This is a genomic window from Acidovorax sp. 22279 (genome assembly GCF_052045435.1).
Classification (GTDB): Bacteria; Pseudomonadota; Gammaproteobacteria; order Burkholderiales; family Burkholderiaceae_C; genus Acidovorax; species Acidovorax delafieldii.
Genome location: NZ_JBQEOV010000030.1, coordinates 1 through 14,823, shown reverse-complemented (window position 1 = coordinate 14,823; position 14,823 = coordinate 1). Strand labels below are relative to the sequence as shown.

Sequence of the window (14,823 nt, the reverse complement as noted above, 5' to 3'; positions counted from 1 at the left end):
ATTAAGCAATGATCTTGGCCACGACGCCAGCGCCCACGGTACGACCGCCTTCGCGGATAGCGAAGCGCAGGCCTTCTTCCATGGCGATGGGGTTGATCAGCTTCACAGTGATCGACACATTGTCACCAGGCATGACCATTTCCTTGTCGGCTGGCAGCTCGATGGCGCCAGTCACATCGGTCGTGCGGAAGTAGAACTGGGGACGGTAGTTGTTGAAGAAAGGAGTGTGGCGACCGCCTTCGTCCTTGCTCAACACATACACCTCAGCCGTGAAGTGGGTGTGGGGCTTGATCGAGCCGGGCTTGCACAGCACTTGGCCACGCTCCACGTCTTCGCGCTTGGTACCGCGCAGCAGCAGGCCGACGTTGTCGCCAGCTTGGCCTTGGTCCAGCAGCTTGCGGAACATTTCCACGCCGGTGCAGGTGGTCTTTTGCGTGTCGCGGATACCCACGATTTCGATTTCTTCGCCGACTTTGATGATGCCGCGTTCCACGCGACCGGTCACCACGGTGCCACGGCCGGAGATGGAGAACACGTCTTCCACGGGCATCAGGAAGGCACCGTCCACAGCGCGCTCAGGCGTGGGGATGTAGGTGTCCAGGGCTTCGGCCAGCTTCATGATGGCTTCTTCACCCAGCTTGCCCTTGTCGCCTTCCAGGGCGAGCTTGGCGGAGCCACGGATAATGGGGGTGTCGTCGCCTGGGAAGTCGTACTTGTCCAGGAGTTCGCGCACTTCCATTTCGACGAGTTCCAGCAGTTCTTCGTCGTCCACCATGTCGCACTTGTTCAGGAACACGATGATGTAAGGCACGCCCACTTGGCGAGCCAGCAGGATGTGCTCGCGGGTCTGGGGCATGGGGCCGTCAGCAGCAGAGCAGACCAGGATAGCGCCGTCCATCTGGGCAGCGCCGGTGATCATGTTCTTCACATAGTCGGCGTGGCCGGGGCAGTCCACGTGAGCGTAGTGGCGGTTGGCCGTTTCGTATTCCACGTGGGCGGTGTTGATCGTGATACCGCGGGCCTTTTCTTCGGGCGCAGCGTCGATCTGGTCGTAGGCCTTGGCTTCGCCGCCGAACTTGGCGGACAGCACGGTAGCGATAGCTGCCGTCAGCGTCGTCTTGCCATGGTCCACGTGACCGATCGTGCCCACGTTCACGTGGGGCTTGGTCCGCTCGAATTTTCCTTTTGCCATTTTTCCGACTCCGAAAAAAATCTACATCAACACAACAGGATCTCGGCGCAACCAGAACCGGACGCACCAGAAAATGGTGCCCATGGCGGGAATCGGACCCGCGACCTCTCCCTTACCAAGGGAGTGCTCTACCACTGAGCCACATGGGCAATTGGCGCCGCTCGCACAACACCAAAAATCTCTACTCAACAAACCAGCACAACAAACAATGGAGCGGGAGACGGGAATCGAACCCGCGTCATTAGCTTGGAAGGCTAGGGTTCTACCATTGAACTACTCCCGCGCAGACCACCGGCCTTTGCGAACCTAACTTTGCACTCACAAAGTCAAGCATCACTCTCAACACTGCTCACTCACTGGTGGAGGGGACTGGATTCGAACCAGTGTAGGCGTAAGCCAACAGATTTACAGTCTGCCCCCTTTAGCCACTCGGGCACCCCTCCGGAGAATTTCGAATTATAGCACCAAATTTTTACGCATTCAGAAATTAAACGCATTTGACGCTCTTCACAAACGCTGTAAGCGCTCGCTGCTGCATGTACCGTTGGTGCGGCTGGCGGGGATCGAACCCACGACCCTTGGCTTCGGAGGCCAATACTCTATCCACTGAGCTACAGCCGCATACCTCTGATTGACGCAGCCTTTGATTATTGCACGCGGCAAGCATCCAAACAAACAAAGCCCTGGCGCTCAGCCCCCACAGGATGCAGCAGGCACTTTCGCCCCGACCAGCGACAACCCCACACCACGCAAAAATGCGTCGGTGCTGGCGCCACCTACGCCAATGAGATCAAAGCCACCGTCATTCAGAATCCAGTTGCGGATCAGCCCATCAAAAAGGGCATGCAGGCTGATGGCCGCGTCCATCGCCGACATCGACAGCACCACCCCTTGCGACTCAGCAGCCAGCGCAAAGTCGCGCGCCAGCTGCTGCGTAAACCCTTCGGAGGCCGCCACATGGCGCTCGCGCAGCCCCATCAGCTCGTCCACGTATTCCACCTTGTACAACGCAATCTCGAAAACCCTTCGGGTGTGCTCGTCCGAGGCCACACTGCGCAGCACCAGCGCCATCACCGCCCGAAGGCGTTGCACAGGATCAGCGCAGGTGCTGTCTTCAAAACTGGCAAAACCCTGTTCCAGCGGCAGCGTGACACGGTCCATCATGGCGCTAAACAGATCCACCTTGTCCTTGAAGTGCCAGTAGATCGCACCACGCGTGGCTCCCGCCGCCTGGGCAATATCACTCAGCGACGCGCGGGACACCCCTTTTTCCCGAAACACCAACTCAGCCGCATCGATCAACCCGTTGCGGGTTGCGATTGCATCTTCTTTTGTCCGGCGCGCCATAGTCAAACATCCTGTTGAGTCCCCAAAACCCCTACGACTGACTAGGGGCATCTGCAGCAGTCGACAATTATACATTCATGTCTGTATGTATAATTTCTGATCAAACTGTCGGGGCATTGAGCCAAGCGCTCTAGACCTCCCTTTTTTTCCAGATCCCTTTTTTTGACGCCCACCCAAAGGACTCTCATGCCTCAACTGCGTGACGCATCCGGCACCCCTTACTTGCGTGCCACCATCACCCGACGAGTACTTTCGCTGGCTGCCATCAGCGCAGCAGTACTGCTTGTGTCCGCCTGTGGCAAGGCCGATGGACAGGCCGCCGGGGCAGGCGGTCCCAAGCCGCCCCCGGTCGAAGTGGGAGTCGTTACCGCCACGCCCGGCGACGTGGGGCTGATCACCGAACTGCCTGGCCGCGTGGAGGCGTCTCGGGTGGCCCAAGTGCGCGCACGGGCCGCCGGCATCCTTCAGCAGCGCGTGTTCAAGGAAGGTAGCGACGTCAAGGCCGGGCAGGTGCTGTTCCGCATTGATCCCGCTCCCTACGCCGCAGCGGCAGAGAGCGCGCGCGCCAGCCTCGCCAAGGCCCAGGCCAATCTGGCACAGGCCAGCGCACAAACTGAGCGCTATCGCCCCCTGGTTGCAGCCAATGCCATCAGCAAGCAGGACTTTGTAAACGCAGAGGCGGCCGAGAAACAAGCCCAGGCCGACGTGGCGGCCGCCAAGGCTGCTGTGCGCACCGCCGACATCAACCTCAGCTATGCCAGCGTGACCTCCCCCATCTCCGGCCGCATTGGCCGCGCACTGGTCACCGAAGGCGCCTTGGTCGGCCAGGGCGAAGCGACCGCATTGGCTGTGGTGCAGCAGATTGACCCGGTGTACGTGAACTTCACCCAATCGGCCGGTGACGTCTTCCAACTGCGGCGCGCTATGGAAAGTGGGCAGTTCAAGCGCGCTGGCGGCAGCCAGGCAGCCAGCGTCAAGCTGGTGCTCAGCGACGGATCTGAATACGCACAAGCTGGCAAGCTGCTGTTCACGGACTTGTCGGTGGACTCCACCACCGGCCAGGTCACCCTGCGCGCAGAGGTGCCCAACCCCAAGGGCGAGCTGCTGCCCGGACTGTATCTGCGTGTGCGGATTGAACAGGCACAGGCCAGCAACGCCATCACCCTGCCCCAGCAGGCTGTCACGCGCACCCAGCAGGGCGACACGGTCAGCGTGGTTGGCGAGGACGGCAAGGTGTCGCAGCGCACCGTCAAGATCAGTGCCGCACAGAACAACCGCTGGGTGGTGCTGGACGGTCTGAAGGCGGGTGAAAAAGTGATGGTGGACGGCTTCCAGAAGCTGCAGATGCTGCCGCCCGGAACCCCGGTCAAGCCCGTCCCATGGCAAGCGCCAGGCACGCCTGCGCCGGCATCAGCGACAGCCTCCGCGCCCACCTCTGCAGAGGCACCAGCCACACCTGCTTCGGCCGCATCCAAGCCATAAGGGGCAATCCAGCATGGCCAAATTTTTCATTGACCGCCCCATCTTTGCGTGGGTGATTGCGCTGTTCATCATGGTGATGGGCGGCGTAGCCATCACGCAGCTACCCATTGCACAGTACCCGCCGGTGGCACCACCGTCCATCGTCATCAACGCGGCATACCCCGGCGCATCGGCGCAAACCCTCGAAGACAGCGTGCTGTCGGTCATCGAACGCGAGATGAACGGCTCCCCCGGGCTGATCTACATGGAATCGGTCGCGCAGGCCGATGGTTCCGGCAGCATCACGCTGAGTTTCCAGCCCGGCACCAATGCCGACCTGGCGCAGGTGGACGTGCAAAACCGGCTTTCACGGGCCACGCCGCGCCTGCCTTCTGCCGTGACACAACAGGGTGTGCGCGTGGACAAGTCGCGTTCCAACTTCCTGCTGTTCACCATGCTGTCGTCCAGCAACCCGGCCACCGACACCGTGGCCTTGGGTGACTATGCGTCGCGCAACGTGGTGCCAGAACTGCAACGCCTCAAGGGCATTGGTCAGGCCCAGCTGTTTGGCACGGAGCGCGCCATGCGCATCTGGATCGATCCGGCCAAGATGGTGAGCTACAACCTGTCGGCAGCAGAGATCACCGCCGCCATCCGCGCCCAGAACGCCCAGGTGGCCAGCGGCACCATTGGGGACCTGCCCAATGTCGCGGGCCAAGGCATTGCCGCCACAGTGGTGGTCAATGGGCAACTGTCCAGCGTTGAACAGTTCGGTAACGTCGTGCTGCGTGCCAACACCGATGGCTCCACCGTGCGCATCAAGGATGTGGCGCGTGTGGAACTGGGCGGCCAGGCCTACGCCACCGCCGCGCGCCTGAACGGAAAGCCCGCCGTAGGCATCGGCGTTCAGCTGTCGCCCAGCGGTAACGCACTGGAGGCCGCCAAGGACGTGCGCGCGAAGATGGATGAGCTGTCACGCTACTTCCCCGAAGGCATGAGCTGGAGCATTCCTTACGACAGCTCGCGCTTTGTAGACATCTCTATCAAGCAGGTCGCAGAAACACTGGTCGAGGCCGTGGTGTTGGTGTTCCTGGTGATGTTCCTGTTTCTGCAGAACTGGCGCTACACCATCATCCCGACGATCGTGGTGCCGATCGCGCTGCTGGGCACGTTTGCCACACTGCTGGCGCTGGGGTTCTCGATCAACGTGCTGACCATGTTCGGCATGGTGCTGGTGATCGGCATCGTAGTGGACGACGCCATCGTGGTGGTGGAGAACGTTGAGCGCATCATGAGCGAAGAAGGCCTGTCGCCGCTGGAAGCCACGCGCAAGGCCATGCGCCAGATTTCGGGCGCCATCATTGGCGTGACGGTGGTGCTGATCTCGGTGTTCGTACCGCTGGCATTTTTTGCAGGCTCCACGGGCAACATCTACCGCCAGTTCTCGGCGGTGATGGTGGCATCCATTGGCTTCTCAGCCTTCATGGCCCTGTCGCTCACACCGGCACTGTGCGCCACCCTGCTCAAACCAGTCGAGGCGGGACATCACCACGAGAAGACTGGCTTCTTTGGCTGGTTCAATCGCGGCTTTTCGCGCACTGCCAAAGGCTATGAAGGCTTTGTGGCCCGCATGCTGCGGCGCGCCGCGCGTTACCTGGTGATCTACGCAGCCATCATCGGTGCCGTGACCGTGGTCTACATGCGCCTGCCGACCTCGTTCCTGCCCAGCGAAGACCAGGGCAACATCATCGTCAACGTGCAATTGCCACCTGGCGCCACGCAGGAGCGTACGCTGGCCGTGATGGAGCAGGTCGAAGGCTTCATCCTCAAGCAGCCCGAGGTGCAAAGCATGGTGGGTGTGCTGGGCTTCAGCTTCTCCGGCCAGGGCCAGAACGCGGCCCTTGCGTTTGTGACCCTCAAGGACTGGAGTGAACGCCATGGCCCCGGCCAGTCGGCACAAGACGTGGCCAACCGGGCCTTCGGTGCGCTGATGGGTATTCGCGATGCGTTCATCTTTCCGCTGAGCCCGCCTCCCATTCCCGAGCTGGGCAACGCCAGCGGCTTCACATTCCGCCTGCAAGACCGGGGCGGCGCAGGGCACGAAGCCCTGGTGAAAGCCCGCAACCAACTGCTGGGCATGGCCTCGCAGAGCAAGGTGCTGACGCAGTTGCGCCCCGATGGTCTGGAAGATGCGCCCCAGCTGCAAATCGACATTGACCGTGACAAGGCCAACGCGCTGGGCGTGCCCTTCGACGCCATCAACTCTGCGCTCTCCACAGCGCTGGGCTCCAGCTATGTGAACGACTTCCCGAACCAGGGCCGCCTGCAGCGGGTGGTGGTGCAAGCCGATGCGCCCGCACGCATGCAGCCTGACGATCTGCTGCAGATCAATGCCACCAACAGCCAGGGCAAACCGGTACCGCTGTCGGCGTTCGCGACAACGCGCTGGGTGACCGGCGCGCAGCAAACCGTGCGCTACAACGGCTACCCCGCCATGCGCATCTCCGGCTCGCCCGCACCGGGCTACAGCACGGGGGCTGCGATGGCCGAGATGGAGAAGCTGGCTGGCCAACTGCCCCAAGGCTTTGGCTTTGAATGGACCGGCCAGTCGCGCGAAGAAAAGCTCGCAGGCTCGCAGTCGCTCATCCTGTACAGCTTTGCCATCCTGGCCGTGTTCCTGTGCCTGGCTGCGCTGTACGAGAGCTGGTCGATCCCGCTGGCTGTGATCCTGGTGGTGCCCCTGGGCGTGCTGGGCGTGCTGCTGGCCACCTTGCTGCGCGGCTATGCCAATGACGTGTACTTCCAGGTGGGCCTGATCACCATCATTGGCCTGTCAGCGAAAAACGCCATCCTGATCATCGAGTTCGCCAAGGACCTGCAGGCCCAGGGCAAGGGCGTGATCGAGTCGGCGCTGGCCGCCGCGCATTTGCGGTTCCGCCCCATCGTGATGACCTCGATGGCGTTCGGCCTGGGCGTGCTGCCACTGGTCGTCGCGTCGGGTGCAGGCTCTGCCAGCCAGCGGGCCATCGGCACCGGCGTGCTGGGCGGCATGGTCACAGGCACCGCACTGGCCGTGTTCTTTGTGCCCGTGTTCTTTGTGGTGGTGCGCAGCCTGTTCAAAGGCAGCGCGCGCCAGCAGGAAATGAACCGCCGCCATGCAGAAGAAGCAGGAGTTGGAACCCATGAATAAGAACCGAAGTACCCCCAGTGCGTTGGCAGCGGCCGCAGCGGCGGCGCTGCTGGCTGGCTGCTCGTTCATCCCCACCTATGAGCGCCCGCAGCCCCCCGTCCCCGCCACCTACGCCGGCGGGGCGGCAACGACCGACAGCGCAGCTGCGCAGTCGGGAGCAACCGTGCCCTGGCAGAACTACTTTGCCGAGCCACGCCTGCAACAGCTCATCGACATTGCGCTGGCCAACAACCGCGACCTGCGGGTGGCCATGCTCAACATCGAGCAAGCTCGGGCCACCTACCAGGTGCGCCGGGCCGACCTGTACCCGGGCGTGGGACTGGCCGCCAATGCCAGCCGGGCCCCTGCCACGGGCACGGGCAACCTGACCAACTCATTCAGCGTGGGTCTGGCCGTATCCGCATGGGAAATCGACTTCTTTGGACGCATTGCGAGCCTCAAGGAGCAGGCACTCGCCCAGTACCTCGCCACGGAAGAAGGCCGCAACGCCGCACAGGTGAGCCTGGTGGCGGCAGTGGCCAATGGCTGGCTGACACTGCTGGCCGACGAGGAGCTGCTGGACCTGTCGCGCCAGACCCTTGCATCGCGCGAGGAGTCGGTGCGCCTGACCCGGATGCGCCTGGACGCGGGTGTGGCATCCGAGCTCGACTTCCGCCAGGCCGAGTCGCTCACCCAGGCGGCCCGCGCCACGCTGGCGCAACAGCAGCGCCAGCGCGCGCTCGACGAAAACGCGCTGGTCCTGCTCCTGGGCCAGGCACTGCCGCAAGACGTGCGCGCCAGTCTGGCCGGTGGCAAGCTGGCCGACGCGCCTGTGATGGCACCGTTGCCTGCCGGCGTGCCGTCGGAGCTGCTCACCCGCCGGCCGGACATCCGCCAGGCGGAGCAGCAACTGATTGGCGCCAACGCCAACATCGGCGCTGCGCGGGCGGCGTTTTTCCCGCGCATCTCCCTGACGGCGCAGGCAGGCACAGCCAGCGGCGAACTGTCCGGCCTGTTCAAGAATGGCTCCTGGGGCTTCACCATCGCGCCATCCCTGCTGCTGCCCATTTTTGACGCGGGCCGCAACCAGGCGAATCTGGACAGCGCCCGGGTCGGCCGGGAGATTGCCGTGGCGCAGTACGAAAAGGCCATCCAGACCGCGTTCCGCGAGGTCTCGGATGCGCTGGCGGGGCAAGCCACGCTGGGCGAACAGGCCCAGGCCCAGCAACAGCAGGCCCAGGCAGAGGCCGCGCGCCTGCAGCTGGCCGACCTGCGCTACCGCAACGGCGTGGCCAGCTATCTGGACCTGCTGGACGCACAACGCTCGCTGTTCACGGCCCAGCAGGCGGTGGTGCAGGTGCGGCTGGCGCAACTGCAAAACCAGGTGTCGCTGTACAAGGCACTGGGGGGTGGAGCGCCCGACACCAGCGCCCAGCTCCCCTCCTGACGCCCTGCCCGGGAGCGAGCGCAGCCCCCGGGGCGCTGCGCTCGCTCTGGGGCAAACCCGTGGTTGTCTGCATCCAGCGGGGATGGGAATAACCATCCCCGCAGATATAATTTAAGGTTGATTACACCGAAGCCCCCGATACACCTGAGGACGACATGAGCGACAACCACCACGAAGAAGCCCATACCGGCCCGATCAAGAACCCCAAGCAGTTGCTGGTCGCGGTACTTTTCTCGTTTGTGATTCCGATCTTTGCCATCATTGGCTTGGTCCTGTATGTGACGTCGGCGGACAAGCCCGCTGCCGGTGCCGTCAACCCCGAAAAGGCCATCGCCGAACGCATCCAGAAGATCGGCATGGTCGAAGTGCGCGACGCCAACCGCCCCCTCAAGAGCGGCGAAGAAGTGTTCAAGGCCCAGTGCTCCGCCTGCCATGCTTCCGGCGCTGCGGGTGCCCCCAAGTTTGGTGATGCCGCTGCCTGGGCTGCGCGCATTGGCACCGGGTTTGAAGCCCTGGTGCAGTCGGCCCTGAAGGGCAAGGGCGCCATGGCCCCCCAAGGTGGCGGCGACTTCAACGACACCGAAATTGCGCGCGCTGTGGCCTATATGGCCAATGCGGGTGGGGCCAAGTTTGCCGAACCTGCTGCTCCCGCAGCCGCCGCCCCAGCCGCTCAGGCAGACGCAGCGCCAGCCGCCGCTCCTGCACCAGCACCCGCCGCAGCCCCTGCAGCTGCTGCGCCCGCTGTGGCGGTAGCTGCCGCACCTGCAGCCGCCGCAGCAGGCGCTGGCGAGGCTCTGTACAAGCAGGCTTGCCAGGTGTGCCACGCTGCCGGTGTGGCCGGTGCTCCCAAGTTTGGTGACAAGGCCGCCTGGGCCGCCCGCCTGCCCGCAGGCATCGACGCGCTGTACACCAGTGTCGCCAAGGGCAAGGGCGCCATGCCTCCGCGTGGCGGCTCTCAAGCCTCTGACGCCGATCTGCGCGCTGCGGTGGAGTTCATGGCAGCCGCCGCCAAGTAAGGCAGCGCCTTCCCCTGCACGGGCTGGGTAGAACCCCACCCAGAAAGCCGGTCCTTGCGACCGGCTTTTTTTTCGTCTGGCAGGTTATTCAGTGCCGTTGTGAGCAACTCTGAGTGCCTGCAACTCCGGGCTGAAGGCGGTAGGGTGGAGCTTCAGGTTGGCCGCGACGCCCCGGCTTGCGACCGGGCGCGCGGACTGCAGACATACCCGTAGCGTGCCGGAAGGTCCTGCGCCTGCACGTCCTGCGGCGTCCAGCGTCCGTCGGTCACAGCCTCTGCAGCCAGTGCCACATCCAGCGTGTGCACCAGCCCCAGGCCCAGGTCTGTCTCCAGGTACACACGGCCCTGCTCGTCCAGCAGGCAGTGGCGGACCGACGCCTCCCGGCCCGTATGGCTGATGGCGCGGAGGTCTTGCGGCTGCAGACGCCAGACCCAGGGCGTGGCCTCCAGTTCGACATACACGCGCTGGGGGCCGTTTTGAAAGAACCACTGACCCTGGTCGTCGTGCTCGTAGTTGCGGGCTATGAACGCGATGAGCTTGTCGTGCTGCAGCAACGACCCTTTGCTGTGCGGAAACGTACCTGCTGCCTGCACCGCGTCGTCGCGCAGATACCAGTGGCCGCGCGCATCCAGGCCCAGCCAGCCGTAGCAGTCGGGCACGTTGGGCCATTTGGCCAGTGCCTGTTTGACGATGTCATCCATGGGCGGATTGTGCGCCGTGCAGCGCCAGCGCCCCACTGTGCTCGGCCAGCCACCCTCCCACGGCGTCGGGCATGGCACGCACGTGCCCCGGTGGCAAGCCGCGCGGGAACCCCACATGCCCGCCATGCGGCGGCTGCCAGAGCGTCACATGGCGTCCCACCTCACGCACGCCCGGTAGGCTGCCAGCGGGCACAAAGGGGTCATTGCGCGCGTTCACCACCAGCGCCGGAATACGGATGCGATGCAGCAGCGGCTTGGCCGACGCGCGCAGCCAGTAGTCCTCGGTATTACGGAATCCGTGGACCGGCGCGGTGAACACGTTGTCGAACGCGTACAGGTCCCGCGCGGCCAGCAGCGCCTGCCGGTCAAACAGCCCCGGGTGCTGGGCCAGCTTCTGCAGTGCCTTGGGCACCAGGGTGCGCATGAACATGCGCGTGTACACCAGCCGGTTGAAGCCGCGCCCAATGGCATGGCCGCCCGCCGCCAGGTCGATGGGCGAGCACACGGCCGCCACCGCATCCGCGCTGCGCGCAGCGTCAGTGCCCACTTCGGCGGCCCAGCGCAGCAGGGCATTGCCGCCCAGTGACACTCCTACCGCCATCAGCGGCCCCTGGTGGTGCACACGCAGCTGCTGCAGCATCCAGCCGATCTCCGCATGGTCGCCCGAGTGGTAGGCGCGCGGGGCACGGTTGATCTCCCCGCTGCAGCCGCGAAAGTGCGGCAGCGCGCAGGCCCAGCCGCGCTCGCGGGCCAGGTCGGCAAAGGCTTCACAGTAATGGCTGCGTGATGAGCCCTCCAGCCCGTGGAACACCACCAGCAGCGGCCGGGGAGCGTCAGCCACCACACCGTCCTGGAGAAAGTCCACATCGACAAAATCGCCGTCGGGGGTGTCCCAGCGCTCACGGCGGTACTCGGGACGCGGGCCGAACACACGGCGTGCGTACAGCGCGGGCCAGATCGTTTGCAACTGGCCACCGGGGAGCCAGCGAGGCGCTATGTATTTCATAGCTGCCAAGGCATATGTTGTCGGCGCATACAGCCAATTTGGTCCAAAATCTTCACGCAGGAGCCTCTCAATGCAGAACGGGGCGCTGCGCCAGCACATCCACCTGGGCGTCGGGCGCCACGCCCGGGCTGGCGTGGTGGGCCACCATGCGCCAGCCTTCGGGGGTCTTGTGGTACACGTTGGTGGCCATGACCACGGCCTGGTGCAGGCCGTCAGGCAGCATCACCTCGACCTGCTCGACCACGCTGTGCACGGCACTCGACAGCGCCACCACGCGGTGCACCTGCGCCGGCCGGGCACGCACCGTGCCATGGGAGAACATGGCCTCAAACGCCGCGCGGATGGCGGCGGGCCCCAGCAGGCGCGGCCCACCCGGGTGCACACAGACAATCTCGTCATCGTCCGCCCAGCACGACATCAGCAGCTCGATGTCACCGCGCTGCAGCGCCTCATAAAACGCGGTTTCGGTTTCATCCGAAGAGCCACCCAGGGTGGCTGCTTTTGATCGGGCGCGGGGCATGTGGATTCTGGTGGTAAGTGGGTCGGAACGGCGTGACAGGTACAACGCCAGCCTGCTATTGTGCGGCGGCGGTGCAATGCCTGGCTGCCTACCGATTTTGTACGCGCTCGGGCGGGGGCCCACCATCGCTGGTCGGCGACCAGTTTGCGGACTGGCGCCCTCCGGTTTCTGGCACAGTCATCCCATTTCTCCATCGGCGGACTCCACCATCATGATGATCCAACGTCTACTTGCCCTCCTCACCTTGCTCGCCGCCACGCTCACGCTGAGCGGCTGCGGCTACAACGACTTCCAGCGCCTGGACGAGCAATCGAAGGCCGCCTGGAGCGAAGTGCTCAACCAGTACCAGCGCCGTGCCGACCTGGTGCCCAACATCGTCGCCACCGTGAAGGGCGAGGCCAACTTTGAACAGGAAACGCTGACCAAGGTGGTCGAGGCCCGCGCCAAGGCCACGGCCATCCAGGTCACGCCCGAGACGCTGAACAACCCCGAGGCTTTCAGCAAGTTCCAGCAGGCCCAGGGAGAGTTGTCCAGCGCCCTGTCGCGCCTGATGGTCGTGTCCGAGCGCTACCCCACCTTGCAGGCCAACCAGGGCTTTCGCGACCTGCGGGTGACGCTGGAAGGCACCGAAAACCGCATCACCGTGGCCCGCAACCGCTACATCCAGACCGTGCAGGAGTACAACGTGCTGGCCCGCAGCTTCCCCACCAACCTCACGGCCATGGCCTTCAGCTACGCCCCCAAGCCCAGCTTTACCGTCGCCAACGAGGCCCAAATTTCCGTGCCGCCCACGGTGGATTTTTCCGCGTCCAAGGCCAAGCCCTGAACACCCCTTACAGGGCCTGATGTGAGCTAAATATGCTGCTAGCGCCTATCCGATATGCCCTGATAGCTATATTATTTATAGCTGCATGGCCTATTTTTGGCTGGGCCCAATCGCAGCCGCTGGCTGTGCCCCCGCTGACCGGCCACGTCATTGATCAGACCGGCACGCTCAGCGCCGCAGACACCCAGGCGCTGGAGGGCCAGCTGGTCGCCCTCGAAAAGTCGCGCGGCTCGCAGGTCGTCGTGCTGATGGTGCCCACCACCGCACCAGAGGACATCGCCGCCTATGCAAACCGCGTCGGCAACCAGTGGAAGATCGGGCGCCGCGACGTGGGTGATGGTGTGCTGGTCCTGGTGGCCAAGAACGACCGCAAGATGCGCATCGAGGTTGCCAAGTCTCTGGAAGGTGCCATCCCCGACATCGCAGCAGCACGCATCATCGACGGCGCGATGAAGCCCCGCTTTCAGCAAGGCGACTTTGCTGGCGGTCTGAGCGCTGCGGTCACGCAGATCGGCGCGCGCATCGCGGGCGAAGCCCTGCCCGCCCCGGCAGAGACGTCCGCCCCCCCCGCTGGGGGCAGCAGTCATGGTCTGTTCGACTGGACGGACTTTGCCATCTTCCTGTTTTTTGGCGTCATGGTGGCCGGCCCGTTGGCTCGCAGCCTCTTGGGGGCTGCGCTGGGCGGACTGGCGGTAGGAGGCGGCGTAGGCGCCCTGGCGTTTGTGTTCACCTCCAGCCTGCTGCTGTCGGTGGGCGCGGGCATCATTGCGCTGCTCTACACCTGGCTTTTTGGCGGCAGCAGCGGCCCCATCAGCCTGGGGCATGGCGGCGGAGGTTCCGGGGGCTGGAGCAGCGGCAGCTCGGGCGGATTCAGCAGCAGCAGTGACAGCGGCGGCTTCAGTTCCGGCGGTGGGGGCGATTTTGGTGGCGGCGGTGCATCGGGGGACTGGTGATGGGTGTTGAGAACAGCGGGCAACTAACGCACACGCTATGGCGTTCCATCTGGAGGCTCGTCCACCATCGCTGGCACGACGCCTTCGGCCGATCCGCCATCCCGTTGCAAGCACTGCAGCGCCTCGGCGCGCAGGTCGCTGCCAGCGAGCGGCAGCACACCGGGCAGATTCGCATCGTGGCGGAAGCGGGGCTCCCCTGGAGCTACCTGCGCCGTCACGCCAATGCACGCGAACGCGCGCTGATGCTGTTCAGCAAACACCGCGTGTGGGACACCGAACACAACAACGGCGTGCTGATCTACCTGCTGATGCCGGAACATGCGTTCGAGATCGTGGCCGACCGGGGCCTGGCACGGCATGTCCCACCCACCGCATGGCAGGAGATGGCGACGAAGATGTCGGCCCAGTTTCAGCAAGGCCACTACGAAGAAGGCCTGGCACAGGCCGTGGGCGCGGTAGGTGCCCTGCTGGTGGAGCACTTTCCGCGCGCCACCGATTCGCCCTCCGTCAACGAGCTACCCGACGCGCCGGTCGTGCGCTGAATACCGACTGGCGGCCATCCCGAGCATCTACAACGCGACGCGCATCAGAGCGCCCAGAGGGCAGCCATTGTGTGTATGGGCGGGCTGCAGCTCAGCCAGACAACCCGTGCAGTTCAGCCGCAAACTGCTTTCCATGGGCATTGAATTGAACACCCCACATCCAGCCCCAGCAGGCCACATCGCGGAGCTAACCCGCTGACTCTGCGCAGGTGCGCCCGTCACACCCCTTCGGCTCTACAGCTCTGCAGCCCTGCACTCTGCAACCGTCCTGAATATGTACCCGGGTTATCCATCAGCAGGTACCTATCTCCGGCCGAACCAGTGCCCCAAGCCTATGGACTGGCCCTCATCCCATCTTCATTGTTTCCAATACTGGAACAGTTAGTTCGCGACCCGGTGGTTTTTCTCTGCACCCCACCGGCGTACAGTTCATCCCATCGATGAGCCGAACCCGCAAGGCGACTCACCGAACCCGGTCCCAAGCAGCTTTCTTTGTTTTTGGCGCTTTGTTCCGGTTTTTTGAGCCGCTTCTTTAACTTCAAGGATTTCCATCATGAACAACACCGCACGTTTCCTGTCTATCGCCGCTGTCGCCGCTTTCGCTTCTTTTGGTGCCCAGGCTGACGAAGCCGATGCTTCGCAG

12 protein-coding genes, 4 tRNA genes and 1 pseudogene are annotated in these 14,823 nt (G+C 64.1%); 8 read left to right on the top strand and 9 right to left on the bottom strand.

All coding sequences use genetic code 11. The features are described 5' to 3' along the window. Position 1 precedes the first annotated feature (1 nt). From tuf to ACTJKQ_RS24335, 6 genes are all read right to left on the bottom strand, one after another. Entirely contained in the window at positions 2-1,192 is a 1,191-nt protein-coding gene (tuf, locus tag ACTJKQ_RS24360; RefSeq protein ID WP_099731469.1) for an elongation factor Tu, read from the bottom strand. Between the two features lie 74 nt (positions 1,193-1,266). Next, positions 1,267-1,341, bottom strand: a tRNA-Thr gene (locus tag ACTJKQ_RS24355). A gap of 60 nt (positions 1,342-1,401) precedes the next feature. Beyond that, positions 1,402-1,475 (bottom strand) — tRNA-Gly (locus tag ACTJKQ_RS24350). 74 nt (positions 1,476-1,549) lie between these two features. Next, a tRNA-Tyr gene (locus tag ACTJKQ_RS24345) sits at positions 1,550-1,635 on the bottom strand. A gap of 102 nt (positions 1,636-1,737) precedes the next feature. Next, positions 1,738-1,813 (bottom strand) — tRNA-Arg (locus tag ACTJKQ_RS24340). A 69-nt stretch (positions 1,814-1,882) separates the two neighbouring features. Further along, the gene (locus ACTJKQ_RS24335; RefSeq protein ID WP_108500178.1) at positions 1,883-2,539 is read right to left on the bottom strand and encodes a TetR family transcriptional regulator; all 657 of its coding nucleotides are present in this window, start codon (positions 2,537-2,539) and stop codon (positions 1,883-1,885) included. 186 nt (positions 2,540-2,725) lie between these two features. On the opposite strand from ACTJKQ_RS24335, the gene ACTJKQ_RS24330 reads away from it, so the two are divergent. The 4 genes from ACTJKQ_RS24330 to ACTJKQ_RS24315 all read left to right on the top strand — a co-directional run bounded on the left by ACTJKQ_RS24330 (position 2,726) and on the right by ACTJKQ_RS24315 (position 9,632). After that, on the top strand, positions 2,726-4,021 hold the full coding sequence (locus ACTJKQ_RS24330) for an efflux RND transporter periplasmic adaptor subunit (protein ID WP_440598346.1): 1,296 nt from the start codon (positions 2,726-2,728) through the stop codon (positions 4,019-4,021). Positions 4,022-4,034: 13 nt separating this feature from the next. Beyond that, entirely contained in the window at positions 4,035-7,190 is a 3,156-nt protein-coding gene (locus ACTJKQ_RS24325; RefSeq protein ID WP_056059085.1) for an efflux RND transporter permease subunit, read from the top strand. Continuing rightward, the gene (locus ACTJKQ_RS24320; RefSeq protein WP_440598345.1) at positions 7,183-8,616 is read left to right on the top strand and encodes an efflux transporter outer membrane subunit; all 1,434 of its coding nucleotides are present in this window, start codon (positions 7,183-7,185) and stop codon (positions 8,614-8,616) included. The genes ACTJKQ_RS24325 and ACTJKQ_RS24320 overlap by 8 nt, the downstream gene beginning before the upstream one ends. Positions 8,617-8,771: 155 nt before the next feature. Further along, complete coding sequence (locus ACTJKQ_RS24315; RefSeq protein WP_099731472.1) at positions 8,772-9,632, top strand: c-type cytochrome; 861 nt, start codon at positions 8,772-8,774, stop codon at positions 9,630-9,632. Positions 9,633-9,784: 152 nt separating this feature from the next. On the opposite strand, the gene ACTJKQ_RS24310 is transcribed toward ACTJKQ_RS24315, so the two are convergent. From ACTJKQ_RS24310 to ACTJKQ_RS24300, 3 genes are all read right to left on the bottom strand, one after another. Next, on the bottom strand, positions 9,785-10,333 hold the full coding sequence (locus ACTJKQ_RS24310) for a DUF2946 family protein (protein WP_436079301.1): 549 nt from the start codon (positions 10,331-10,333) through the stop codon (positions 9,785-9,787). Further along, the gene (locus tag ACTJKQ_RS24305) at positions 10,326-11,339 is read right to left on the bottom strand and encodes a YheT family hydrolase (protein WP_146869805.1); all 1,014 of its coding nucleotides are present in this window, start codon (positions 11,337-11,339) and stop codon (positions 10,326-10,328) included. The genes ACTJKQ_RS24310 and ACTJKQ_RS24305 overlap by 8 nt, the downstream gene beginning before the upstream one ends. Before the next feature lie 67 nt (positions 11,340-11,406). Then, positions 11,407-11,859: a YybH family protein gene (locus ACTJKQ_RS24300; protein WP_056059073.1), complete on the bottom strand. Its 453-nt coding sequence runs from the start codon at positions 11,857-11,859 to the stop codon at positions 11,407-11,409. A 214-nt stretch (positions 11,860-12,073) separates the two neighbouring features. Here ACTJKQ_RS24300 and ACTJKQ_RS24295 point away from each other — a divergent pair, with 214 nt between their 5' ends. From ACTJKQ_RS24295 to ACTJKQ_RS24280, 4 genes and pseudogenes are all read left to right on the top strand, one after another. Beyond that, entirely contained in the window at positions 12,074-12,685 is a 612-nt protein-coding gene (locus ACTJKQ_RS24295; RefSeq protein ID WP_056744158.1) for a LemA family protein, read from the top strand. Between the two features lie 32 nt (positions 12,686-12,717). Then, positions 12,718-13,638 carry a TPM domain-containing protein gene (locus ACTJKQ_RS24290; RefSeq protein WP_440598344.1) on the top strand — a complete coding sequence of 307 codons (921 nt, stop codon included), beginning with the start codon at positions 12,718-12,720 and terminating at the stop codon, positions 13,636-13,638. Positions 13,639-13,742: 104 nt separating this feature from the next. Continuing rightward, entirely contained in the window at positions 13,743-14,180 is a 438-nt protein-coding gene (locus ACTJKQ_RS24285; RefSeq protein WP_015012219.1) for a TPM domain-containing protein, read from the top strand. 553 nt (positions 14,181-14,733) lie between these two features. After that, a pseudogene (locus ACTJKQ_RS24280) lies at positions 14,734-14,823 on the top strand (DUF4148 domain-containing protein); the annotation flags it as partial.

Coding starts and splice junctions, on each gene's coding strand:
- tuf (WP_099731469.1), bottom strand. CDS start 1,192: ATGGCAAAAGGAAAATTCGAGCGGACCAAGCCCCACGTGAACGTGGGC.
- ACTJKQ_RS24335 (WP_108500178.1), bottom strand. CDS start 2,539: ATGGCGCGCCGGACAAAAGAAGATGCAATCGCAACCCGCAACGGGTTG.
- ACTJKQ_RS24330 (WP_440598346.1), top strand. CDS start 2,726: ATGCCTCAACTGCGTGACGCATCCGGCACCCCTTACTTGCGTGCCACC.
- ACTJKQ_RS24325 (WP_056059085.1), top strand. CDS start 4,035: ATGGCCAAATTTTTCATTGACCGCCCCATCTTTGCGTGGGTGATTGCG.
- ACTJKQ_RS24320 (WP_440598345.1), top strand. CDS start 7,183: ATGAATAAGAACCGAAGTACCCCCAGTGCGTTGGCAGCGGCCGCAGCG.
- ACTJKQ_RS24315 (WP_099731472.1), top strand. CDS start 8,772: ATGAGCGACAACCACCACGAAGAAGCCCATACCGGCCCGATCAAGAAC.
- ACTJKQ_RS24310 (WP_436079301.1), bottom strand. CDS start 10,333: ATGGATGACATCGTCAAACAGGCACTGGCCAAATGGCCCAACGTGCCC.
- ACTJKQ_RS24305 (WP_146869805.1), bottom strand. CDS start 11,339: ATGAAATACATAGCGCCTCGCTGGCTCCCCGGTGGCCAGTTGCAAACG.
- ACTJKQ_RS24300 (WP_056059073.1), bottom strand. CDS start 11,859: ATGCCCCGCGCCCGATCAAAAGCAGCCACCCTGGGTGGCTCTTCGGAT.
- ACTJKQ_RS24295 (WP_056744158.1), top strand. CDS start 12,074: ATGATCCAACGTCTACTTGCCCTCCTCACCTTGCTCGCCGCCACGCTC.
- ACTJKQ_RS24290 (WP_440598344.1), top strand. CDS start 12,718: ATGCTGCTAGCGCCTATCCGATATGCCCTGATAGCTATATTATTTATA.